This is a genomic window from Muricoccus radiodurans (assembly GCF_050154705.1).
GTDB lineage: Bacteria > Pseudomonadota > Alphaproteobacteria > Acetobacterales > Acetobacteraceae > Roseomonas > Roseomonas radiodurans.
Map to the genome: position 1 here is coordinate 2,565,992 of NZ_CP189561.1, position 21,908 is coordinate 2,587,899.

A 21,908-nucleotide genomic window follows, 5' to 3' on the forward strand; every position below is an offset into this window, starting at 1 on the left:
CGTCCCTCCCGGGGCGCTGCGCGCCCGCTTTCCGCGGGTTTTAGCAGCCGTTCGGCGCAAAAGCCAATCTATGTGCCTTTTGCGCCGGGGCCCCGTCACATCGCCAGCGCGAGGGCGGGCCGCCGCGGATCGGCCGCGCCGATCTTCGTGCCGGTGGCCGGATCGAGCCGCACCGCCTCCACGCTGCCGGCCAACCAGGTGTAGTCCGGCCACTCCTTCACGTCGTGGCCGCGGGCGCGAAGCTCGTCGCGCACGGCGGTGGGCACGCGTGACTCCACCGCCAGCCGGCCGGGGAAGTAGTCATAGGGCGCGAAGGAGGAGGGATAGGCGTAGGTCGCCACACGCGGCGCCTCCACCGCCTCCTGCAGGTTCATGCCGAAATGGAGGTGGTTCAGCAGCACCTGGAGCATCGCCTGGATCTGCACGTCCCCGCCCGGCGTGCCGAAGGGGATCACCGCCCCGTCCCGCGTGACAACCAGGGCCGGGTTCGGCGTCAGTCGCGGCCGCGCCCCGGGCCGCACGCCGGTGGGGTGGGACGGGTCCGGCCGCGACTGGCTGCCGCGCGGCGAGCAGACGAAGCCCAGCCCCGGCACCAGCGGCGCGTTGTAGGTCCCGTCCGAGGGCGTGGCGGAGAAGGCGTTCCCCTCCCGGTCCACGACCGCGACATAGGAGGTGTCGGGTTCCGCGGTCACGGTGGTGCGCCGGCTCGGCGCGGGGATGTCAGTGCCGCGGCTCAGCAGCGCGTCCGGCATGCCGGGATGGGCACGCCGCCGGTCGATGGCGGCCACGCGCGCGGAGAGATGCGCGTCGCCCAGCAGCGCGTCGATCGGCACGTCGCGGAAGGCGGGATCGCCGAAGTGGTACTCGCGGTCGGCCATGGCGATCTTCAGCGTCTCGGCCAGCAGGTGGATGTAGTCGGCGCCGTTGTGGGACAGCCCGTCCAGCCCGGCCGTCTCCATCAGCAGAAGCGCCTCCAGCAGCGCGGGGCCCTGGCACCAGGGGCCGGAGGTCGTGACCTCGTGCCCGCGCCAGGCGCGCGTCACCACCGGCTCGATGCGGGAGCGGAAGTTCGCGAGGTCCTCCGCCGAGAGATAGCCGCCCTCCTGCTTCATGAAGGCGACGATCTTCTGGGCGATGTCGCCCTTGTAGAAGGCATCGTGCGCGGCCTTCAGCCCGGACAGCCGGCCGCCTTTCGCGGCGGCGCGCCGGTCCTCATCCGCCATGTGGCGGATCGTCGCGGCAAGGTCCTTCTGGATGAACAGTTCCCCCACCGCGTGCGGCTTGCCGCCGGGCAGGAAGACCGCGGCGTTGGAGGGGAACTCCGCGTAGTCGGACACATGCGCCGACACGCTGTCGTGGATCATCGGATAGACGGGGAAGCCCTCCTCCGCAAAGCGGATGGCGGCTTCCGACACCTGCGCGAAGCCCATGGTGCCGTGGCGCTCCAGCGCCTGGATCCAGGCATCCGGCGCGGCGGGTACCACGGTGCGCAGCACGCCGCGCGGCATCTTGCCGCCGTGCTCCCGCATGAAGAGGTCCGGCGGCAGGGACATGGGCCAGTGACCGAGGCCCGCGATGCTCTCCACCCGCCCGTCCGCGCGGCGGATGATGATCGGCGCGACGCCGCCGAAATTCACGATGTCCGGCTGCACCACACCGAGCACGAGGCCGGCCGCGACGCCGGCGTCGATCGCATTTCCGCCTGCCTCCAGGATGGCAAGGCCCGCGCCGGCCGCGAGGTAGTGGCCGGCGGAGATCGCGTGGCGCGGACCGGCGATGACGGGACGTGGACTCATGGCGTGTTCCTCGGTCTCTTCTCTGCGCGGACTAATTCGCGGGCCGCGCCTGATAGGCGAGCAGCTGCTCGTCCATGCGTGGCTCGTAGACGATGCCGCGGCGCGCGGCGACCAGCGTCACCTGGTTGTACATCGGCACGATCGGCACCTGCTCGATCGCGGCGCGCATCACCTCCCGCAGCGCCGCCTCCCGCCCCGCATCGCCGCGGATGATGGCGGCGACGATCCGCCGGTCCATCTCGGGCTGGGAGAAGCGGCCGCGATTGCCCTGGCCATAGGCCTCCTGGACGTTGCGGCTGTGGACGGCGGTGGAGAGAATGTAGCTCGCGTCGCGGGAGGAGGAGAGCGACAACCCGTAGAGCATCAGCGGCAGGTCGTTGCGGCCCTCGACCGTGCGGGGGACGAAGACGCTCCAGGGCATCGTCTCCACCCGCGCCTGGAAGCCGGCGCGCGTCAGCATCTGGCCCACCGCCTGACAGACCCGCGCATCGTTCACGAAGCGGTTGTTGGGGCAGCCGATGGTCAGGCCGAAGCCGCGCGGGAAGCCGGCCTCCGCCAGAAGGCGGCGCGCGCCCTCGGCATCGGCGCGCGGCACGGGGAAGGCGGGGTCATAGGCGCCGAACTGCTCCGGCACCATCTGCCCCGTCGCCACCGCCTGCCCGTCCAGCGCGCGGGCGACGATCGCCGCGCGGTCCAGCGCCATGGAGATGGCCTGCCGGACCCGCAGGTCCTTCAGCGGGTTCCCCTCCAGCGGGCGCCCGTCATGATCGGTCAGCAGCGGCAGCCGGTCCGCGCCCACATTCGGGATCAGGAACATGATGCGGTCGGAGTTGCGGCGGAACACCGTCACGCGGGATTCGCGCTCCAGCCGCGGCACGTCGCCGGGCGGCACGCTCTCGATCAGGTCCACGTCGCCCGAGAGCAGCGCCGCCACGCGGCCGGCATCGTTGCCGATCACCCGGAGTTCCACCCGCTCGTAGGCCGCGGGCGGTCCCCAATAGGTCGGGTTGCGGGTCAGCGACATGCCCTCCGACCCGCGCATCTGCGCCAGGCGGAAGGGGCCGGTGCCGATGGCGGCGCGCCCCGCGTTGAAGTCGGCCGTGCTGGCCCCGGCCGGGGTCCCGGTCCCGCGCGCCGCGATGTGGGAGACGACGAAGATGTTCGTCAGCTGCCCCATCAGCGTCGGGTTCGGCCGGTCCGTGCGGATGCGGATCGTGAAGGGATCGACCACCTCCACGCCCGTGATCGTCCGCAGGTTCGACGTGTAGGGACCGGGATTGTTCGGTACCGCCGGCACGCGGGCGATGGAGAAGGCGATGTCCTCCGCCGTGAAGGGACTGCCGTCGTGGAAGGTCACGCCGCGGCGGAGGTGCAGCACCCAGGTCGTCTCGTCGGTTGGCTCCCAGGATTCGACGATGCCGGGGACGAAGCGGCTCTCGGAGTCGCGGTTGATCACGCTGTCATAGACGTGCCGCGCCGCCGCCATGTTCGGGCCGACGAAGATGAAGTGCGGGTCGATGCCGAAGGGCGTCTCGACCGCGACGGTCAGCGTCTGGGCCCGCGGTGCGGCCGGCAGGGCCATCCCTGCCAGGGCGAGCGCCACAGCGCACCAGCGGCCGAATCGCGACATCCAACACCTCTTCCTGCCGGGCGGCGACGCCGCTGGTCGGGAGAGGTTAGATCGGTCCGGGCATGTCGTCTGCCCCGCCCGGCCGCGTCAGTGGACACGGTAACGCCGGGCGGACGGCTGGAAGTCCCCCAGGTTGTCGAAGCCCCGTGGCCCCTGCGGCGCGAAGACCACGAAGAGCGCGCGGCCATAGCGGCGCTGCACGTTCTCCATCATGCGCCGGCAGGCCGGGGGCGTCCGGCCCTCCTCGGCGCAGCGGTCGAGGAAACGCGTCTCCGCCTCCGGCCGATACGCGTCGCCGGGCTCCGCACGGGCGGCGACGGGCACGACCACCGCCAGTGCCAGGGACGCCAGGCCGGCGCGCCAACGGAGTTGCCGGACCTCCTGGTATCGCCGCACCGCCTCGACGGAGCGCCGGGTCCAGCCCTCCATCATCCGCAGCCACAGGGTCAGGGCCTCGTCCCCGATCGCACCGAACATCGCTCGCGCTCCTCGCATCTCGTGGGGAGGCGTCTAGACGGGCGGCGTGCGCGGTCCCTGTGCCGGGCGGGACAGGGCGGCCGTCAGGGATAGCGGACGGGCGGCGGCGGGTCCCCGGGCAGCGGGATGAACTCGTCGTCATTCGGCACGCGGTCGAAGCGACCGGCGCGCCAGTCGGCCTTGGCCTGCTCGATCCGGTCGGCGCGGGAGGAGACGAAGTTCCACCAGATGTGGCGCGGCCCCTCCATCGGCGCGCCGCCCAGCACCATGAAGCGCGCCGGCCCATCGGCCGCGCGGATCGTGATCCGGTCGCCGGGCCGGAAAACGAGGAGCTGCCCGGCCTCGAAGCGCTGGCCGGCGATCTCCACCGCGCCCTGCACGGTGTAAACGGCGCGCTCCTCGTGCTCCGCGTCCAGCGGAAGCGCCGCGCCCGCCTCCAGCTGCGCGTCCGCGTAGAAGATCGGGCTCAGCGCCGAGACGGGCGAGGCCGCGCCGAGGAAGGAGCCGGCGATGACGCGGACGCGCTTCCCCTCCCCGTCCAGCACGGGCAGCGATTCCGCGCTGAAGTGGACGAAGCCGGGATCGCGCTCCTCCTCCGCGGCCGGGAGGGCCACCCAGGACTGGATGCCCGACACCGTGCCGCCTGTCGCCCGCACCGCCTCGCCGCTGCGCTCGGAATGCGCGATGCCACGGCCGGCCGTCATCCAGTTGAGCGCGCCCGGCCGGATCGGCAGGTCGCTGCCGAGGCTGTCCTTGTGGTTGATCTCGCCCTCGAAAAGGTAAGTGACGGTGGACAGCCCGATATGCGGGTGCGGCCGCACGTCGATGCCCTTGCCCGGCATGAGCATCGCCGGTCCCATCTGGTCGAAGAAGATGAAGGGTCCGACCATCTGCCGTTTCGCGGAGGGCAGCGCCCGCCGCACCTCGAACCCGCCGATGTCGCGGGCGCGCGGGACGATCACCGTCTCGATCGCGTCGCAGGAGCGTGGATCGCCGGGAATGGGGTCTTCGGCACCGTACCAAGTCATGACGGAGGCTCCTGAAACAGAAAGGCCGAGGGAAGGTATTCCCCCGGCCCCCTATCTATTTTGCCAGGCTACCGCGACACAGTTCTGCGTCGTTCCGCGGCAGCCTGACATGAGTAGGAGGGGGTTTGGGGGGCGAAGGCGCTGCCTGAGACTCTCCCCCAAACCTTCGCTTCTTCAAGCCCCTTCCTCCGCCCGGATCGACGCCAGCGGTGCCACGGCGGCGAAACGGGCCACTGTGTCCCGTAGGAGCGTCCCGAACCTCTCCGGCCCGCCGCCGATCGGATCGAAGCCCAGGGCGCCGAGCCGTGCGCGAAGGGTCAGGTCCTCCAGCGCCGCCAGACCGGCGGCCTGCAGCCGGGACACGACCGGTGCCGGCGTCGCGGCCGGGGCCAGCACGCCCATCCAGGTCAGGATCTCGAAGCCCGGGGCCACGGTCTCCGCCACCGTCGGCACGTCGGGCAGCGCGACGGCCCGCGTCGGCGAGGTGACGGCGAGGCCGACCAGCCGCCCGTCCCGGATATGCTCGACCGCCGCGCCGAGCGTCAGCACCGCCGCATCCACCGTTCCGGCCAGCAGGTCCGCCACGACCGGCCCGCCGCCGCGATAGGGCACGTGCTCTACGCGGCCGCCTACCGCCTGGTTGAACAGGGCGGACACGAAGTGATGCGCCGTCCCCAGCCCTGGGACCGCCGTGTTCGGCCGTCGTGCCGGGTTCTGGACCCGCTCTGCATAAGCGGCGATGTGGGGAATGCCGGAGCGGGGATGGGTCAGGAGGAGCTGCGGCGATCCCACCGCCAGCAGCACCGGCGCGAGCGTGGGCAGGATCGGGGAACCGCCCGCCACCGGCAGCGCCTCCACTGCGGCCAGCGTATCGTTGGTGATCAGCAGCGTGTGCCCGTCCGGCGTCGCCCGTCCCACCCCCGCGCTGCCGAGGCGGGATGAGGCGCCGCCCTGGTTCTCGATGACCACGGACTGGCCCAGCACGGCGGCGAGCGCCTGGGCGAAGGGGCGGGCAAAGACATCCACTCCGCCGCCCGGCGGGAAGGGCACGATCGCGCGCAGCGGGCGCGTCGGGAAGTCCGCGGCGCGGACGATGGAGGGTGCGGCCAGGACCGGAAGGGCGGACAGCAGGATCCGGCGCGACAGGATCGTCGTCATGGCGAGGTCTCGCTTCATCGGGGTTGAGGGATGAGGCGGGCGAGGACGCCAGGACGCACGGGATCAGCCGGCGAGGAGCGCCCCCGCCGGCCGACATCGCAGAGAATGCCGGAACGCGCGCCGCATCAGGCCGCGGCCGCCGTGCCGAGCAGGGCACGCACCGCTTCTGGCCCCGTGCGGGTGCAGAAGTCGCCGAAGCCCTCGCCCTCCGTCCGGCGTGCGGCATAGGCGGCGAGGATCGGTTCCAGCGTCGCGCCCACGGCGTCGGTCGCGACCTTGTCGGCGATGGGAAAGGACAGGCGCGTCCCCTCGAAGTCGCCGCCGACGAAGAGGCTGTAGACGCCCGGCGCCCGCCCTACCACGCCGATGTCGCCGGCATAGGGGCGGGCGCAGCCATTCGGGCAGCCGGTCAGGCGCAGGGAGATGCGCTCGTCCAACAGGCCATGGCGCTCCAGCGCGTCCTGCACCTGCACGACGATCGGGGCGTGCACGCGCTCCCCCTCCGTCAGCGCTTGGCCGCAGGTCGGCAGCGCGGTGCAGGAGAGCGACCAGCGCGCGATCGGAGCGAGTTCCTCGGCGAAGGTGATGCCGTGATCGCGTAGAAGGTCGGTCAGCGCGTCCCGGTCCTCCTCCCGCACGTTGGAGAGCATCAGGTCCTGCTGCGGCGTCGCGATCGGGTCCACGCCGAAGCGCTGCACCGCCTCCCGCAGCGCCGTCCGCAGCCGGGCGCGCGACGTGTCGGCGATCCGGCCGGAGGGGATGGGAAGGCCCAGCCACCAGCGCCCGTCGCCCTGGGCGTGCCAGCCCAGCAGCTCCGGCACGGTCAGGCGTGGCAGCGGCGGCGGGGGCGGCAGCGGGCGCCCGAGATCCTCGGACAGCCTCGCCCGCACCCACTCCACGCCGCGCTCGGCGACCACGTATTTCAGCCGGGCGTGGCGGCGGTCGCTGCGGTCACCGTGGTCGCGGGAGAGGCGGACGACGGCCTGCGCCATCTCCAGCACCTCGTCCGGGCCGATCACGGTGATCGGGTCCGCCAGGCGCGGATAGGTAGCGGGCTTGTTGTGGGTCATGCCCATGCCGCCGCCGATCGTGACGATCCAGCCGATCAATTCCCCGCCGCGCGTACGCGCGATGAAGCCGAGGTCGTTGGCGAGCACGTCCGGCGTGTTGTCCGCCGGATGGGCGAGCCCGATCTTGAACTTCCGGGGGAGGTAGGTCGGGCCGTAGAGCGGCTCGTCCTGGGACTCCCCGACCGACTCGCCGTCGAGGAAGATCTCGTGATGCGCCCGGGTGCGGGGCAGCAGGGCGGAGGAGAGGTTGAAGGCCTCCGCCTCCAGCCGGGCGTGCAGGGCGTCCCGGCGGGGGGCGGCTGTCGTGGTGATGTTGCGGACCACATCGCCGCAGGCGGCCATGGTGGTCAGCAGCGCCTTCTCGATGTCGGCGATGCAGTCCTTCAGGTTTCCACGCTTGACTGTGTGGAATTGCATGCCCTGCCGGGTGGTCAGGCGCATCGTCCCGTCAGCATGGCGGTCCGCCAGGGCGTCCAGGGCCAACCACTGCGCCCCCGTCAGCCGCCCGGCCGGGGCGCGGACCCGGACCATGAACTGCCAGTCCTTATCGAGCCCGGCCTGCTTGCGCTCGGTGGCCGTGTCCCGGTCGAACTGCTCATAGGTTCCGTGGAATTTCAGAAGGGTATAGGCGCTCTCGCTCAACCCGCCACGCGCGTCGGGGGCCGCCAGTTCCTCCGCGATCGTGCCACGCAGGCCGGCGCTGGCCGTCTTGATCCCCTCCGCGCCGCTCGGCTTGCCACCCGCCATATCACCACCTCGGCATTCCCAATGCGGGCAGTCCCGCTTGTGTCGCGTGAATTACTTATTATACGATCTTCTGAAGCGCAATTGGGCGGAGTGGCGCGTATGCAGATCGTGAATAACGAGAACGACGCCCCCGCTCCCGGCGAGGTCTGGCTTGTCGGGGCCGGTCCGGGCGATCCGGGCCTGCTGACCTTGCGGGCTGCCTCGGCCCTGCGCGCCGCGGACCTCGTGCTGCACGACGCGCTTCCCGGTCCAGGCGTCCTGCGCCTGGTTCGCCGCGGCGCGGCGCTCGTGGATGTCGGGAAGCGGAAAGGCTGCGCGCCGGTCCGGCAGAACGAGATCAACGCGCAGTTGATCGCCGGCGCCCGCGCCGGGCTGCGCGTGGTGCGGCTCAAGGGCGGCGACCCCTTTCTTTTCGGCCGCGGCGGGGAAGAGGCGGCGGCCCTCGCCGAGGCCGGCATTCCCTGGCGGGTGGTCCCCGGCGTCAGCGCCGGGCTCGCCGCCCCGGCCGCGGCGGGCATTCCCGTCACCCATCGCGGCGTCTCCGCCGCCGTCACCTTCGTGACCGGTCACGCCGAGAGCGGCGCTCTTCCGGCCTCGGTGGACTGGGATGCGCTGGGGCGTGCGGGCGGCACGATCGTCGCCTTCATGGCCCTGTCCCGGATGGACGAGATCGTGCTCCGCCTGCTCGCCTCCGGCCGCAGTCCCGATACGCCCGTCGCGATCGTCGCCCGCGCCACCTTGCCGGGACAGGCGGTGCTGCACAGCACGCTCGGCGCCTGCACGCTTGAGGCCCGTCGCACCGCCCTGCCCAGCCCCGCGCTGGTCGTGGTGGGAGAGGTGGTGGGTCTCGCCGCCACCCTCATCGCCGCGCCGGCCGCCGAGCAGCCCCTTCCGGCGGCGGTGCCGGCATGAGCGACGCCACGTTCGACCGGTCCGCGACGCTGGCCGCGCGCGAGGCACCGCACCCCGAGCCGGAGACCGATCCCATGACCGATCCCTGGGGCATGAACGACCCGACCGTGCCGGCGCCCGTGGCCGCCCTGCTCTGCGCCGGCGCGGTGCTCGCGGTGGCGGTGGCGCAGCTCCTCTCGGGTTAGGCAGCGCGCACCCGCTCCGCGGCCAGGAGCGGGATCCGGCCCGGCAGGGATTCCCCGTGCCAGAGATCGTGCAGCACCCGCCGGGCGGTCGCTTCGCCCAGGACGGGAACGGTGAGTTCGAGGAACTTCTCGGACAATTCCTCGTCCGAGAGCGGCATGTCGGGATCGCCCTTCCGCGTGGGCTGGAAGTGCTCCAGAACGCGGCCGTCCCGCAGCGTCAGGATGACGCGCGCGGCGCGGCGGGCCGGATAGGCGTCGGCCAGGTCGGGCGCCATGCTGACGGTGACGCGTCCCATCAGCGCGCGGATCGCCGGATCCGCCAGCCGCTCCGGCGCGAAGGCCGCCATCCGCACGCCGCCGAGGACGAGCAGCGCCGCCGCGCAGTACTGCATGGAGAAGCGCGCTTCCTGCTCGGAGTTCACCACCGGCCGGTCGCAGACGTCCTTCGTGGCGCTGTAGCCCGCGACGTGGATGGCCTGCACGTCATCCGGCGTGAAGCGGTGCTCGGCCTGCAAGGCGCGCAGCGCGTCCAGGCCGGGGAAGATGTGGCCGCAGCAGCCGTGGTTCTTGAAGGTCATGGCGGTGATGGCGGGCGCGCCGCCCAGACCGGCCAGGGCCTTGTCCCACTTGCCCGCATCCTCGCTGGTGGCGGCGGCGAAGCCCACGGGGCCGTGCAGCACGTCCAGCGCGCCGGTCACGCCGGCCGCGGCCCCGAGCGCCGCGAGCGCCCCGGCCTCGGCCGCGTGGCCGGGATGCAGGGGCTTGCTCATGCCGTCGCCGCGGAAGGCCTGTTGCAGCCCGCCCGCCATGGTCGCGGCGGTGGCCAGCGCGTGCGCCGTGCGCGTGGCGTCCAGGCCCAGCAGGGCGGCGACCGCGGCGGCCGCGCCGAAGGTGCCGACGGTGCCGGTGGTGTGCCAGTAGCGGTAGTGGCTGGGCTGCACGGCCAGGCCGATCCGGCAGCCTACCTCATACCCCACGACGAGCGACCGCAGCAGCGCGTCCATCGAGGCGCCCCGCGCCTGCGCCGCCGCCAGCGCCGCGGCGACGGTGGGCGAGCCCGGGTGGTAACCGGCATCCCGGTAGATGTCGTCGAACTCCACCGTGTGGCTCGCCGTGCCGTTGATCAGCGCCGCGTGCCGGATGCCGGAGGGAAGGCCGTCCACGTAGCAGATCGCGCCGGCATCGCCGCGCTCCCCCCCCAGGGCGGCGGCGAGCAGCGTGCCGGGCGCCTGGGTGCAGCCCGGCAGCAGGGAGGCGAACCAGTCCACCAGCGCCCGGCGCGCGTGGTGCGCGACATCGGGCGGCAGGGCGCGGTCGCGCCAGGAGGCCGCGTGATCCGCCAGGATCAGAAGAGGATTCTCGCTCATTCCCGGATCCCCAGTATGTCGGCGAGCGCCGCGTTGAACCTCTCCGCCGCCTCGAAGGCCACCCAGTGGCCAGCGCCGGGGATGAGGCGGAAGTCGGTTCCCGGCCGCATCTGCTGGAAGAGATCGGCGCGGGCCTGAAGGTTGGGATAGGCGATCGCGTCCCGCTCCCCGTAGATCACGTGGACCGGGAGTTCGGCCGGCACCTCCTCCAGCGCCTCGCGCAGCGAGGTGGTGGTGAGGATGTTGCGGCTGCGGAAGCGGGCGCGATCGCTGTTCCAGGATTGGATCTCGAGCGCGAGCGCGTCGATCCGCGCGGGATCGGCGATCATCAGGCTCGCCAGGTTGGCGCGGTGGGCTTCCGTCCGCTCCTCGCCCACGCGGTCGCGGATGGACTGCATCGGCGTCACCTCCCGCCGGATGCCGAGCGCGCCGGCGCCGGAGAGGGTGACGCTGTCCAGCCCCTCCGCATGGCGCGCGGCGATGTGGCCGGAGATGACGGAACCGAAGGAGAAGCCGACGAGGTCGTAACGCGTGCCCTTTCCGATCCGCGCGGCGATGCCGTCCGCCAGGATCGCGGCCATGTCCCAGATGCCCGTGCCCGGCGGCGGCAGGTCGGACTCGCCCAGCCCGGGCGTGTCGGGCGCCAGGACGCGGCGGTGGCGCGAGAGGAAGGGGATGTTGCGGGCCCAGTGACGCCAGGAACCGGCGCCGCCATGCAGCATCACCAGCGGCTTGCCCGCGCCCCATTCGTGCCAGACGACGCGCCCCGCGCCGTTCGGCGTTTCCGCCACGCGCGAGGCCGCCTCGAGTTCCGCCAGGGAGGGGTTCATGCCGCCCGGCCCGCCCGCTCTCCCGCGCGTTCGCCCGTCATGCCCCATCCCTTCCGGCCATTCGGTCGGGTTTTCGGCCACCGGACCCGATCCCGCAACGGGGCAGGGTCAGGCCGGCCAGCCGACGTGGCGGTAGACCGCCTCCACCAGCCGCAGCGTCTCCAGATTGTCCGCCGGCGCGGTCTCGAAGGGGCCGCCATCGCGCAGCCGCTCGGCGAAGTGGGCGATACAGCCGTCGAAGCCGGTCTGAGACGCGACCTCCGCCGTGAAGCGGTGCGTCTCCTCCTCCGCACCGATGAGGGTCAGCTCGCCCTTGTCCAGTCGGGCGGTCGCCCGCTGGCCGGCCAGGACCACGCCGTCCGAGGCGCGCGACGGGAAGCCGGGGCAGGCGCCGTGCCCCTCGATCAGGACCGGCGTACCGGCCGGGGTCGAGAAGAGCATCGTCGCCGCCGTCTCCCCCGCCGCGTGGGGCGACAGGCGCTGCAAGCGCGCGCCCAGCAGCTCGAGTGGCCCCATCAGCCAGCGCGCGGCGTCGAGGTGGTGGATCAGGGATTCGGCCACCATCAGCCGCGGCTCGGTGGCGGTGAAGGGCTGGCGCTCCACGGCGGGCACGCGGCCCGCGGCATCGGCCAGGAAGCCGGAATGGCGGTGGTAGATGGACAGGGCCGTGGGCGTGCCGAGCCGGCCCTCGTCCAGCCAGCGGCGGAGCTGGCGGTAGGGTGCGCGGAAGCGCCAGTTCTCGTGCACCATCAGCCGGGTGCCCGCCAGATCGGCTGCCAGCGCCTCGGATTCCGCCAGCGTCGGCGTCAGTGGCTTCTGGCACAGCACCGCGAGGCCTCGCCCTGCCGCCAACCGTGCGAGCGGCGCATGCAGCTCTCGCGGCGCGGCGATATCCAGCGCGTCGAGGTCCGGCGTCGCCTCCAGCATCGCCGCCACGTCTGCGAAGGCGGCGGGGATGCCGAAGTCCCGCGCCCGCTCCCGCGCGCGCGGCAGGTCCGGGTCGGCGATGGCCGCGACCGTCACGCCGGGCACGCGCGCCCAGGCGATCAGATGCTGCGGGGCGATCGAACCCGCCCCCGCCAGCGCGACGCGCAACGGCTTCATGCCGCCAAGCGCTCCCGCAGCGCCCGCACCGCGGCCTCCGGGCTGGTCAGGACGGGTGTCCCGGGCAGCATCGCCTGCACCGCCGCGCGCGCCCGGCTGGTGGAGAAATGCGCGAGCATCACCGCGTCGCAGCCGCGCAGTCGGGGTGCGGCCTCTGCCAGCAGGCGGTCATGCGTCGCGCCGTCGCCGGCCCGCAGCGCCGCCATGGCGGGCTCCACCAGCACCGTCTCCACCACCGCGCCGGTTCCGGCCGCGGCCTCCGCGAACTCCGCCTCCATGGAGGAGACGGAGGGGCCGAAGGTGGCGAGCATCCCGATCCGCTTCCCCGCGGACAGCGCGCCGTGGAACATCGCCTCGTTCGGCTTCAGCACGGGCAGGGGCGCGTGGCTCCGCGCCGCTGCCTCGATCGCCGGGCCGAAGGCGGAGCAGGTGTAGAGGATGCCGTCCGAACCGGTCTCCGCCGCATAGCGCGCCAGGGTGCCGATCCGGTCGGACATGGCGGGCGTCAGCTCCTCGTCCAGCGCCCGATCGGGCGAGAGGCTGCTGTCGAAGAGATCGAAGACCTTCGCGTCCGGCCACATGGCGGCGAAGGCGGCGTGCACCGGCGGCATCGCGACGGCGACCGCGTGGATGAGGGTGATGCGCGGCGCCGTCATCGCGATGCGGCCCGCCCTGGCCTTGAGATCATCCTTGTCGTCCTCCCGGATTCGGGCGGCAAGCTAATGCCCGACCGCCCGGCGGGACAGGGGCGCGCCGCGGGACGCCGGCTATTCCGGCTCAATCCCCGCGGCGCGGGCGAGGGCCGCGTTGCGGTCGGCCTCCGTCACCAGGAAGCGGGCGAAGGCCGCGCGGTCCTCCTCGACCGGCTCGGCGCCCTGGTCGGCGACCCGGGCGCGGATGGCGGGTTCGCGCGCGATGCTCCGCACCGCGGCGTGGACCCGGTCGGCCTCGGCGTCCGGCAGGCCCTTCGGGGCCCAGAGCGCGTACCACAGGGTGAAGTCGAGATCGGCCAGGCCCTGCTCCGCGATGGTCGGGATATCCGGCGCGCGGGCGGAGCGGCGCGGCCCCATGATCGCGTAGGCGCGCAGCCGCCCGTCCGCGATCTGCGGCAAGGCGGAGCCGAGCGGCGCCACCATGAGCTGCGTGTTGCCGGAGATGACGTCCGTCAGCGCGGGCGCCGTGCCGCGATAGGAAACGATGGTCGCCCGCACGCCCGCCGAGCGGTTGAAGCTCTCGGTCGCCAGATGTCCCATGGAGCCGAGGGCGGAGTTGGCGAAGGTGAAGCCGTCCGGGCGCGCCTTCATCGCGGCGACCAGGGCGGTCACGCCGCCCTCCGGCGCCGTGCGCGGGTTGCCGACCAGCACCATCGGCGCCGTGGCCAGCCTCGCGATCGGGGTGAAGTCGGCCAGGGGGTCATAGGGCACGTTGCGCATGACGTGCTTCGCCATCAGGTGGATATCGGCGTTCACCAGGAAGGTCTGCCCGTCCGGCGCCGCCCGCGCCACCTCCGCCGCGCCGAGGGTGTTGTTGGCGCCGGAGCGGTTCTCCACCACCCAGGTCTGTTCCAGCACCTCGCCCAGCCGGGCCGCGTAGATGCGGCCGATCACGTCGATGGCGCCGCCCGGCGCGGCAGGGACGATCAGCCGCACGGGGCGGCGCTGCGCCAGGGCCGGGCGGATCGCCGCGGCGAGGGGCAGGGCGCCGAGCAGGAGGCGTCGCGCGATCACCATGACCAGACCCTCCCTCAGATTCCGCCGAAGCCCGCGCGGGCCCGCCAGTACTTCCAGCCGCGATCGAGCTGGCGCTCGCCCATCAGCATCTCCGAGGCCATCCGCGTCTCGCCTTCCGAGAGGTAGCGGACCGCGCCCATGCCCATCGCCCGGGTCTGCAGCTCCGCATTGTCCTTCATGCGGACGCAGACGAAGACGACCGCGGGAAGGGACTGGGCCGCGCAGGTCGCCCCGTGGTTCCGCAGCAGGACGGAGGTGCCACCACCGAGCGCGCGGGCGAGGCTGTCGCCGCGCGGCACGTCGTCGATCAGCATGTTCGTGTCGCCGAACTCGTCCCGGCTGTCCCACATCGGCACCGGCCCGCCGAGGACGGAGGCCATGTGGAAGACCGGGCGCAGCGGCACGTCCGTGACGGTGAAGGGCAGCACGGCCGGGCAGTGGTGGTGGGCGGTGGCCTGCACATCCGGGCGCGCGGCGAAGATCCGGCCGTGCAGCACGCTTTCCAGGTAGGGGCGCAGCCCCTTCGGGTCCACCGGCACGCCGTCCAGCGTGAATTCCAGGAGATCGTCGCGCGTCACCAGCTCCGGTGCGCGGGCGCGGGAGACGAAGAAGCGGTCGGCCCGCTCGGGGTGGCGGACGGCGACGTGGCCGAAATCGTCCAGCACGCCCTCATGCGCGAGGATGCGGTTGGCAATGACGAGATCGCCGAGGAGCGCTTCGAGCTCGCGTGGCATGGCGTTCCGTTCCCCTTGCCGGCGCGGTGTGCCGGTCCCGACGACGTTCCTAGAGCAGATCGCCCCCGGCCGGAAACTGCCCCCGGCCCCCGCTGACGCTCACGCGATGGCGCGCCGCGTCCGGTTCGCACCGGCCGCAGGCGGGGCGGCTAACAAGCTTCAGTAGGATTTCGGGAGACCGAGGACCTTCTCCGCGATGAAGCAGAGGATGAGCTGCGGGCTGACAGGGGCGATGCGGTTGATCATCACCTCCCGGAGGTAACGCTCGACGTGATACTCCTTGGCGTAGCCGAAGCCCCCATGGGTCATCACGGCGGTCTGGCAGGCCTCGAACCCCGCCTCGGCTGCCAGGTATTTCGCGGCGTTGGCGGCGGGCCCGCAGGGCAGGCCGGCGTCGTACTGCCAGGCCGCCTGCATCGTCATCAGCCAGGCGGCCTCCAGCTCCATCCAGTTCTTCGCCAGGGGGTGCTGGATCGCCTGGTTCTGGCCGATGGGGCGGCCGAAGACGCGCCGCTCCCGTGCGTAGTCCGTTGCCTTGCGCAACGCGGCGTGGCCCAGGCCGACCGCCTCCGCGGCGACCAGCACGCGCTCGGGGTTCAGGCTGTGCAGGATGTAGCGGAAGCCCTTTCCTTCCTCGCCGATTCGGTCCTCCACGGGGATCTCGAAATCGGCCATGAAGATCTCGTTCGAGTCCACGGCCTTGCGGCCCATCTTCTCGATGACGCGCACCTCCACGCTGCGGCGGTCGAGCCGCGTGTAGAAGAGGCTGAGGCCCTCGGTCGGGGTCCGCACCTCCTCCAGCGGCGTGGTGCGGGCCAGCAGCATGATCCGGTCCGCGACCTGCGCGGTGGAGGTCCAGACCTTCTGGCCGTTCACGACGTAGCGGTCCCCGTGCCGGACGGCGCGGGTACGGATCTGCGTGGTATTGAGGCCGGCATCGGGCTCGGTCACGCCGAAGCAGGCCTTCTCCTCCCCGCGCGCGATCGGCGGGAGCATCCGGGCTTTCTGCTCCGCCGTCCCGAAGACCGTCACGGGATGCAGGCCGAAGATGTTCATGTGGATGGCGGAGGCGCCGGACATGCCGGCGCCGGATTCCGCCACGGCGCGCATCATCGTCGCTGCGGCCGCGACGCCGAGGCCCGCCCCGCCGTACTCCTCCGGCGTACAGATGCCGAGCCAGCCATCGGCGGCCATCGCCGCGTGGAAATCGTGGGGGAAGGTGCCGTCGCCATCGCGCGCTAGCCAGTAATCGTCGCCGAACCGCTCGCAGACGCGCAGCACGGCGTCGCGGATACTCCGCAGCTCCTCGGACACGGAAAACTCCACGCGCTTCCCCTTCCCACTCAGCCCGTTTGCGCCGGGCGCCTGCGCAGAAGGTAGCGGTGCCGCCCCTCCAGCACGAGTTCGCCGCGCTGGTTGTGGACGGTGCTGCGCAGGCCCACCACGCCCGTCGTGCGGTTCGGCGCCAGCTCGTCCACGGTCAGGGCCGGATAGACCGTGTCGCCGGCGAAGACCGGACGCAGGAACCGGCTCGACTGCTCCAGGAAGGCCTTCAGCGATTCCTCCACCATGTGCGGGAAGAGTCCGGCGCCCGCGGCGGTCTGGATCGCGACCTGGTAGCCATGCGCCAGCATCCCGGGCAGGCCGCGGGACCGGCAGTACTCGACGTCGTAGTGGATCGGATGGTTGTCGCCGCTCGCCGCCTGGAAGGCGAGGAAGATCGCCTCCGTCAGGGTGCGGCTGGGTAGGGCGAAGGTCTCGCCGACCACGAAATCCTCGAACCAGCGCTGCGCCGGGACGAGGCGGTGGCGGCGCGGGTCGAAGGCGGGCGGATCGGACATGCGGCGGCCTCTCTCCTCGCGGCACGTTGGCCAACGACTATGTCACCCTGCTTCCCTGCCATCGAGAGGGCAGGACGGCCATCGCTCCCGCTGCCGCACCGTGCATACTGGCCGGGCAGAAGGGCGGGAGGATGCGTTGGCCGACGAGATGGAGTCAGGGTTCCGCGTGGTGGCCGACGGGTTGCGATTCCCGGAAGGGCCGGTGGAGATGCCGGACGGCAGCATCGCGCTGGTGGAGATCGCCGCCGGCCGCATCACCCGCGTGGCAGCGGATGGCACGAAATCGGTGCTGTCGGAGCCCGGCGGGGGGCCGAACGGCCTCGCCCTGGGGCCGGACGGGATGCTCTATCTTTGCAACAATGGCGGCTTCGGCTGGACCGAGTGGGACGGGCTGATCCGCCCATTCAACCAGGCCGCCGACTACGACACCGGGCGGATCGAGCGGATCGATCCCGCCACGGGCGCGGTGACGCGGCTCTACGACCGCTGCGGCGACCACGGGCTTCGCGGGCCGAACGATCTCGTCCTCGACCGGCATGGGGGCATGTGGTTCAGCGACCTCGGGAAATCGCGCGCGCGGGACCGGGACCATGGCGGCGTCTACTGGGCGGCCCTGGACGGCAGCCGGATCGTGGAGGCCGCCTATCCTGTGCCCGGCGGCGCGAACGGGATCGGGCTCTCGCCCGATGGCGGCAGGCTCTACGTCGCGGAGACGGAGACGGGGCGGCTCTGGGCCTTCGAGGTGATCGGCCCCGGCGAGTTGCGGAAGGAGCCCTGGCCGAGCTCTCATGGCGGCCGGATGCTCTGTCAGTTCCCGGGCTTCCGGCGCCTGGACAGCCTGGCCGTCACCGCGGCGGGCAACATCTGCGTCGCGACGCTCGTTGCCGGCGAGGTCACGACCGTGTCCCCGGACGGCGAGATCATCGACGTGGTGCGCTTCCCCGACCGGATGCCGACGAATATCTGCTTCGGCGGGCCTGAGATGCGGACGGCCTGGATCACGCTCTCCTCGACCGGGAAGCTCGTCACCATGCCCTGGCGGGAGCCCGGGCTCGTGCTGAACGACCGGGCGGGCCGCTGACGGACGGCGCTACTCCACCGTGATGCGCTGCTCCCGGATCAGGGTTCCGAAGCGCTCGGAGTCCGCCTCCACCCTCCGGCGCAGCTCGTCCGACGTGGCGATGAGCGGCACCTGCCCGATGTTGAGGAAGGCCTGGCGCGCGGCATCGGTGGAAAGGTAGCGACGCAACTCGACACCGAGGCGCGCCACCACCTCTTCCGGGACGCCGGTGGGGGCGAAGATGCCGAACCAGGGGCTGGCATCAAAGGGCGGGATGCCGATCGCCTCGCTGACCGTGGGCACCTCCGGCGCCACCGGGGAGCGCTCCCGGCTCGCCGCGGCGACGAGGCGGAGCTGGCCGGACTGGAGCGCGCCGCCCACCGAGGTGACGTCGCCCATGACCGTGCTGAGCCGCTTCGCCACGAGGTCGGTCAGGGCCGGCACGATGCTGCGATAGGGCACGTGCAGCATCTCGAACCCCGCCGCACGGGCCAGCAGTTCCATCCCGAGATGGGAGGCGGCGCCGGCGCCGTTGCTGCCATAGGAGAGCTGCCCCGGCCGCGCCCGCGCCTGGCGAACGAGATCGCCGAGGTCGGCGAACCCGCCCTCCGTCGCGAGGAAGACGAAGAAGGGCGCGAGCGAGGCGAGGCCGACCGGCACGAAATCGCGGAGGGGATTGTAGGGCGTGCGGCTGCCATAGAGGGCCGGCACCGCCGCCATGGTGGAGGTGGAGGCCATCAGCAGCGTGTGCCCGTCCGGTGCGGAGCGGGCGGCAGCCTCCGCCCCGAGCATCGTGCTGGCGCCCGGGCGGTTGTCGATGACGAAGGGCACGTTGAACGCCGCCGAGAGGTGCGCGGTCACCAGCCGCGAGACCACGTCCGAGGCGCCGCCCGGCGGGAAGGGGACGATGAAGCGCACCGGCCGGTTCGGCCAAGCCTGCGCCTCCGCGGGCCGGGAAAGGATCGCCGGCAGTGCGAGCGCGCCCGCGGCCTTCAGAACATCCCGACGCATCGCCATCCCTCCCCTTCTTTGCCTCGAGTGAAGCCTGTCCGCGTCCTGGCGCCTAGATCGGAACGGTCTCCGCATCGTAGCGGAAGAGCCAGTCGTAGCGCTCGCGCACCCGGTCCTCCGCCCATTCGCGCGTGACATAGGCGCGGGCGCCCTCGGCGTGCGCGAGCTCGGGATTGTGGAAGCGGCGGGCATTCTCGGCGGAGCCGCGGACCATGCGGGTGGTGCGTTCCCACCGTGCCGCCTCGTAGCGGGAGAGCGCCTCCGGGATGTCGGCGCACTCCGATAGGGCGCGGGCGAGGATGAAGCCGTCCTCGATCGCCTGGACCGCGCCCTGGGCGAGCATCGGCAGCGTGGCGTGGCAGGCGTCCCCCAGCAGCGTCACCCGCCCCGCCGTCCAGCGCGGCAGCGGGTCCCGCAGCATCAGGGCCCAGATGTAGGGCGTCTCGATCGCGCGGATCATCGTCTGCACGTCGTCGTGAAAGCCGGCGAAGTCGCGCGCGAAGTCGGCGGGGTCGCCGCGGGTGCTCCAGGATTCCCGCTGCCAGTCGTCGCGCTCCACGATGCCGACGAAGTTCATCAGCTCGCCCCGGCGGAGCGGATAATGGACGACGTGGCGGCCCGGACCGACCCAGTTCGTCCCGACCGGGCGGGCGAGGTGCAGGGGCAAGCGCTCCATCGGGATCACGCCCCGCCAGGCCACCTGGCCGGTGAAGCGGGGCTGGTCGGCGCCGAAGAGCGCGTCCCGCACGCGGGAATGGATGCCATCCGCGCCGATCAGCGCGTCGCCCTCGGCCCTGCCGCCATCCTCCAGCCGCAGGGTGACGCCTGTCCCGGACTGGTCGAAGCCCGCCACCCGCCGTCCCAGGCGGATCGTGCCGGGGTCGGCCCCGCGCACCGCCTCGAGCAGCACCGCGAGCAGGTCCGGGCGATAGACGGTGAGGTAGGGAAAGCCGTACTGCCGGATGGATTCCGCGCCCAGGTCGAAGAGTGGCCAGGTCTCGCCGGTGCTCCAGAGCCGGATCTGCTTGCCCGAGGCCTGGCAGGAGAGCGCGGCCAGCGCTTCGCCCACGCCGAGGGCGTGCAGGACGCGGGTGCCGTTGGCGCTGATCTGCACGCCCGCGCCCACCTCGCGCAGCGCCGGGGCCTGCTCATAGACCTCGACGGCGTGCCCGCGGCGCAGCAAGGCCAGGGCGGCGGTCAGGCCGCCGATGCCGGCGCCGGAGATAAGAATTTTCGTCATGGCAGGTTGAACACGCGGCGCGCGTTCTCGCCGAGGATGTTGCGTTTCGCCGTCTCGCTCAGGAAAGGCAGGCCGGCGATGCGGCCCGGCGTGTCGAAGTCCCAGTGCGGCCAGTCGGAGGAGTAGAGAAGCTGCGTCTCCGCGTTCATGGCGCGGAAGGTGGATTGCAGGAGGTCGAGGTTCGTCGCCTCCATCGGCTGAGAGGTGTAGAACATCTCCCGCATGTACTCGCTCGGTGGGCGGCGCAGCAGGGGCGCATCGGATTGGCGCAGCATCCACTCGTGGTCCAGGCGCTGCATCATGAAGGGAATCCAGGCGAGGCCGCTCTCGATCCAGATGACCTTCAAGCGGGGAAAGCGCTCGGGCAGGCCGTTGATCACCCAGTTCGTCAGGTGGACCATGTTGCAGGTCACGAAGGACAGGGCGTGGACCGAGAGGAAGCGGTTCACCGCCCGCTCCATCATGTAGTCCGGACCGGCATGGAAGCCGAGCGGCAGGCCGCGCTCCTCCAGCTCCGCATAGAGGCGCATGTAGCCCGGGCTGTTCACCTGCGCCTGCCGCTGGCTGGTGACGAGGAAGCCGATCACGCCCGGCATCTCCGCGAACTCCTGCACGGTTCGCAGGCAGGCCTCGGGGTCGCGGAAGGGAAGCGCGAGCATCGTCTTGATGCGCGGTTCCCTGGGCAGGATCGTCCCCGTGAACCAGCGGTTGTAGGCGGTGACGAGCTCCGTCTCGGTCTGAGCCGAGGGGTGCATGCCGATCCCCAGCATGGGCTGGGGAAAGACGACCTGCAGGTCGATGCTCATCGCCTCCATGGCGCGGCGGACGAGGGTGACGTCGCGGTGCTCCCCCGGGATCGGCGGCACATGCTCGGCAAGCTGCGCCTGATGGGGAATGCGGCCGGCCACGTCCTGCATCGTGAGGCCGGGGGCATGGTTGCTCATCGCGAGGTTGCCGGCATAGGGCCAGTTCCGCGCGATGGCCTGGGCGTTATAGCGCAGCACCGGGTCCTGGATGTGCCCGAGGACCTCGGCCCAGGAGTCCAGCTCCACGTGGTGCGCGTCCACATCCACGATGAAGGTGCGGTCCAGGCCGTAGCGCTCGGTGTCGCGCCGCGCATTGGCCAGGATCTCCCGCGTGTCCGTGTGGATCGTGATCTCCTGCACCGCGCGGCGCGCGGCCTGCCGGACGGGGGGATCGGGCTGCGGCAGGTCCATGGCGGCGCTCCTAGGCCCGCGGGTCGGGCGTGACCCGGCCGAACCAGAGGCTGAGGTCGAAGGGATTCAGGTCCTGCCCGCGCAGCAGGGCGCAGCAGAGCACCACGGCGTCGGTGGGGCTGACCTCCGGATCGGCGAGCGCGATCTCGTGGCCCATGCGCCGAACGGCCGCGGCGTAGAGGAGCGTCGCGGCCCCTATCGCGCCGCGCAGCGCCTCCGGCGGCAGATCGGCGCCGGCGAGCGCCCGCAGCTCCGCCGCGACCGCGTCCAGCCGTGCGGCGGGCGTGTCAGACTGTGACATAGATCCGCCCGCGGGATTCCTCGACGGGGATGCGGCGCAGGGACAGGGCCCCGCCGCCGGCGTGGCGGCCGGTGCGGAGGCTGTACTCCGCCCCATGCCAGGGACAGGCGATGTGCAGCTCCGCCTCATTGAAGGCGCTGCCGATGATGGCGCGGCGCTCGTCCAGCAGCTCCACCACGCGCGGCACGATCAGCCCCTGGCAGATCGGTCCGCCGGCATGGGTGCAGCGGTTCTCATAGGCGTGCAGCACGCCGTCCAGGCGGAAGATGCCGATGCTTGTCTCGCCGGCGTCCACCACCAGGCGGCCGCGCTCCGGCACCTCGTCGCTGCCGCCCGCGTCCCAGCGCGCCGGCGCCGCTCCGCCCGTGCTCTCCATCCCCTCCCCCGCCGCGCCGGGGCGCGGTCTGTTGTTCTGCGTGGTGAAGTATGGCCGATAATACGTCCAAGCGGGCCGAGTGGAAGCGCCGCCA

22 protein-coding genes are annotated in these 21,908 nt (G+C 72.2%); 3 read left to right on the plus strand and 19 right to left on the minus strand.

What is annotated here, in order from left to right:
* Positions 1 to 95: 95 nt before the first annotated feature.
* From ACP6CK_RS12610 to ACP6CK_RS12635, 6 genes are all read right to left on the minus strand, one after another.
* Complete coding sequence (locus ACP6CK_RS12610; protein ID WP_426959330.1) at positions 96 to 1,796, minus strand: gamma-glutamyltransferase family protein; 1,701 nt, start codon at positions 1,794 to 1,796, stop codon at positions 96 to 98.
* Positions 1,797 to 1,827: 31 nt separating this feature from the next.
* Positions 1,828 to 3,426, minus strand: coding sequence for an ABC transporter substrate-binding protein (locus tag ACP6CK_RS12615; protein WP_426959331.1), 1,599 nt, complete (start codon positions 3,424 to 3,426; stop codon positions 1,828 to 1,830).
* An 87-nt stretch (positions 3,427 to 3,513) separates the two neighbouring features.
* The gene (locus ACP6CK_RS12620) at positions 3,514 to 3,903 is read right to left on the minus strand and encodes a hypothetical protein (protein ID WP_426959332.1); all 390 of its coding nucleotides are present in this window, start codon (positions 3,901 to 3,903) and stop codon (positions 3,514 to 3,516) included.
* Positions 3,904 to 3,986: 83 nt separating this feature from the next.
* A complete protein-coding gene (locus ACP6CK_RS12625; RefSeq protein WP_426959333.1) occupies positions 3,987 to 4,931 on the minus strand; it encodes a pirin family protein in 945 nt (314 codons plus the stop codon).
* 174 nt (positions 4,932 to 5,105) lie between these two features.
* On the minus strand, positions 5,106 to 6,089 hold the full coding sequence (locus ACP6CK_RS12630) for a Bug family tripartite tricarboxylate transporter substrate binding protein (RefSeq protein ID WP_426959335.1): 984 nt from the start codon (positions 6,087 to 6,089) through the stop codon (positions 5,106 to 5,108).
* 125 nt (positions 6,090 to 6,214) lie between these two features.
* Positions 6,215 to 7,906 (minus strand): NADPH-dependent assimilatory sulfite reductase hemoprotein subunit, encoded by a 1,692-nt coding sequence (locus ACP6CK_RS12635; RefSeq protein WP_426959336.1) that lies wholly within the window; start codon positions 7,904 to 7,906, stop codon positions 6,215 to 6,217.
* Positions 7,907 to 8,005: 99 nt separating this feature from the next.
* On the opposite strand from ACP6CK_RS12635, the gene cobA reads away from it, so the two are divergent.
* Both cobA and ACP6CK_RS12645 read left to right on the plus strand, forming a co-directional pair.
* Positions 8,006 to 8,818, plus strand: a complete 813-nt coding sequence (cobA, locus tag ACP6CK_RS12640) for a uroporphyrinogen-III C-methyltransferase (protein WP_426959337.1) — start codon at positions 8,006 to 8,008, stop codon at positions 8,816 to 8,818.
* Positions 8,815 to 9,003 (plus strand): hypothetical protein, encoded by a 189-nt coding sequence (locus ACP6CK_RS12645; protein ID WP_426959338.1) that lies wholly within the window; start codon positions 8,815 to 8,817, stop codon positions 9,001 to 9,003. The genes cobA and ACP6CK_RS12645 overlap by 4 nt, the downstream gene beginning before the upstream one ends.
* On the opposite strand, the gene ACP6CK_RS12650 is transcribed toward ACP6CK_RS12645, so the two are convergent.
* The 8 genes from ACP6CK_RS12650 to ACP6CK_RS12685 all read right to left on the minus strand — a co-directional run bounded on the left by ACP6CK_RS12650 (position 9,000) and on the right by ACP6CK_RS12685 (position 16,609).
* On the minus strand, positions 9,000 to 10,370 hold the full coding sequence (locus ACP6CK_RS12650; protein WP_426959339.1) for an MmgE/PrpD family protein: 1,371 nt from the start codon (positions 10,368 to 10,370) through the stop codon (positions 9,000 to 9,002). The genes ACP6CK_RS12645 and ACP6CK_RS12650 overlap by 4 nt on opposite strands.
* Positions 10,367 to 11,281, minus strand: a complete 915-nt coding sequence (locus tag ACP6CK_RS12655) for an alpha/beta fold hydrolase (RefSeq protein ID WP_426959340.1) — start codon at positions 11,279 to 11,281, stop codon at positions 10,367 to 10,369. Before ACP6CK_RS12655 ends, ACP6CK_RS12650 begins: the two co-directional genes overlap by 4 nt.
* A gap of 27 nt (positions 11,282 to 11,308) precedes the next feature.
* Positions 11,309 to 12,304, minus strand: coding sequence for a Gfo/Idh/MocA family protein (locus tag ACP6CK_RS12660; RefSeq protein ID WP_426959341.1), 996 nt, complete (start codon positions 12,302 to 12,304; stop codon positions 11,309 to 11,311).
* On the minus strand, positions 12,301 to 12,960 hold the full coding sequence (locus ACP6CK_RS12665; RefSeq protein ID WP_426959342.1) for an aspartate/glutamate racemase family protein: 660 nt from the start codon (positions 12,958 to 12,960) through the stop codon (positions 12,301 to 12,303). Before ACP6CK_RS12665 ends, ACP6CK_RS12660 begins: the two co-directional genes overlap by 4 nt.
* A gap of 111 nt (positions 12,961 to 13,071) precedes the next feature.
* Positions 13,072 to 14,034 carry a Bug family tripartite tricarboxylate transporter substrate binding protein gene (locus ACP6CK_RS12670; protein WP_426959343.1) on the minus strand — a complete coding sequence of 321 codons (963 nt, stop codon included), beginning with the start codon at positions 14,032 to 14,034 and terminating at the stop codon, positions 13,072 to 13,074.
* A gap of 14 nt (positions 14,035 to 14,048) precedes the next feature.
* The gene (locus ACP6CK_RS12675; RefSeq protein ID WP_426959344.1) at positions 14,049 to 14,768 is read right to left on the minus strand and encodes a class II aldolase/adducin family protein; all 720 of its coding nucleotides are present in this window, start codon (positions 14,766 to 14,768) and stop codon (positions 14,049 to 14,051) included.
* A 159-nt stretch (positions 14,769 to 14,927) separates the two neighbouring features.
* A complete protein-coding gene (locus tag ACP6CK_RS12680) occupies positions 14,928 to 16,082 on the minus strand; it encodes an acyl-CoA dehydrogenase family protein (RefSeq protein WP_426959345.1) in 1,155 nt (384 codons plus the stop codon).
* 29 nt (positions 16,083 to 16,111) lie between these two features.
* Positions 16,112 to 16,609 (minus strand): MaoC family dehydratase, encoded by a 498-nt coding sequence (locus tag ACP6CK_RS12685; protein WP_426959346.1) that lies wholly within the window; start codon positions 16,607 to 16,609, stop codon positions 16,112 to 16,114.
* A gap of 136 nt (positions 16,610 to 16,745) precedes the next feature.
* Here ACP6CK_RS12685 and ACP6CK_RS12690 point away from each other — a divergent pair, with 136 nt between their 5' ends.
* On the plus strand, positions 16,746 to 17,690 hold the full coding sequence (locus ACP6CK_RS12690; RefSeq protein ID WP_426959347.1) for an SMP-30/gluconolactonase/LRE family protein: 945 nt from the start codon (positions 16,746 to 16,748) through the stop codon (positions 17,688 to 17,690).
* A 9-nt stretch (positions 17,691 to 17,699) separates the two neighbouring features.
* Here ACP6CK_RS12690 and ACP6CK_RS12695 read toward each other — a convergent pair whose 3' ends face one another.
* Genes ACP6CK_RS12695 through ACP6CK_RS12715 form a run of 5 tightly spaced genes read right to left on the minus strand, consistent with a single transcriptional unit; the run spans position 17,700 to position 21,814 of the window.
* Positions 17,700 to 18,680, minus strand: coding sequence for a Bug family tripartite tricarboxylate transporter substrate binding protein (locus ACP6CK_RS12695; protein WP_426959348.1), 981 nt, complete (start codon positions 18,678 to 18,680; stop codon positions 17,700 to 17,702).
* A gap of 52 nt (positions 18,681 to 18,732) precedes the next feature.
* Complete coding sequence (locus ACP6CK_RS12700) at positions 18,733 to 19,920, minus strand: FAD-dependent monooxygenase (protein WP_426959349.1); 1,188 nt, start codon at positions 19,918 to 19,920, stop codon at positions 18,733 to 18,735.
* Positions 19,917 to 21,137 (minus strand): amidohydrolase family protein, encoded by a 1,221-nt coding sequence (locus ACP6CK_RS12705; protein ID WP_426959350.1) that lies wholly within the window; start codon positions 21,135 to 21,137, stop codon positions 19,917 to 19,919. Before ACP6CK_RS12705 ends, ACP6CK_RS12700 begins: the two co-directional genes overlap by 4 nt.
* Before the next feature lie 10 nt (positions 21,138 to 21,147).
* On the minus strand, positions 21,148 to 21,438 hold the full coding sequence (locus ACP6CK_RS12710; RefSeq protein ID WP_426959351.1) for a hypothetical protein: 291 nt from the start codon (positions 21,436 to 21,438) through the stop codon (positions 21,148 to 21,150).
* Positions 21,425 to 21,814, minus strand: a complete 390-nt coding sequence (locus ACP6CK_RS12715) for a Rieske (2Fe-2S) protein (RefSeq protein ID WP_426959352.1) — start codon at positions 21,812 to 21,814, stop codon at positions 21,425 to 21,427. Before ACP6CK_RS12715 ends, ACP6CK_RS12710 begins: the two co-directional genes overlap by 14 nt.
* Positions 21,815 to 21,908: the final 94 nt, after the last annotated feature.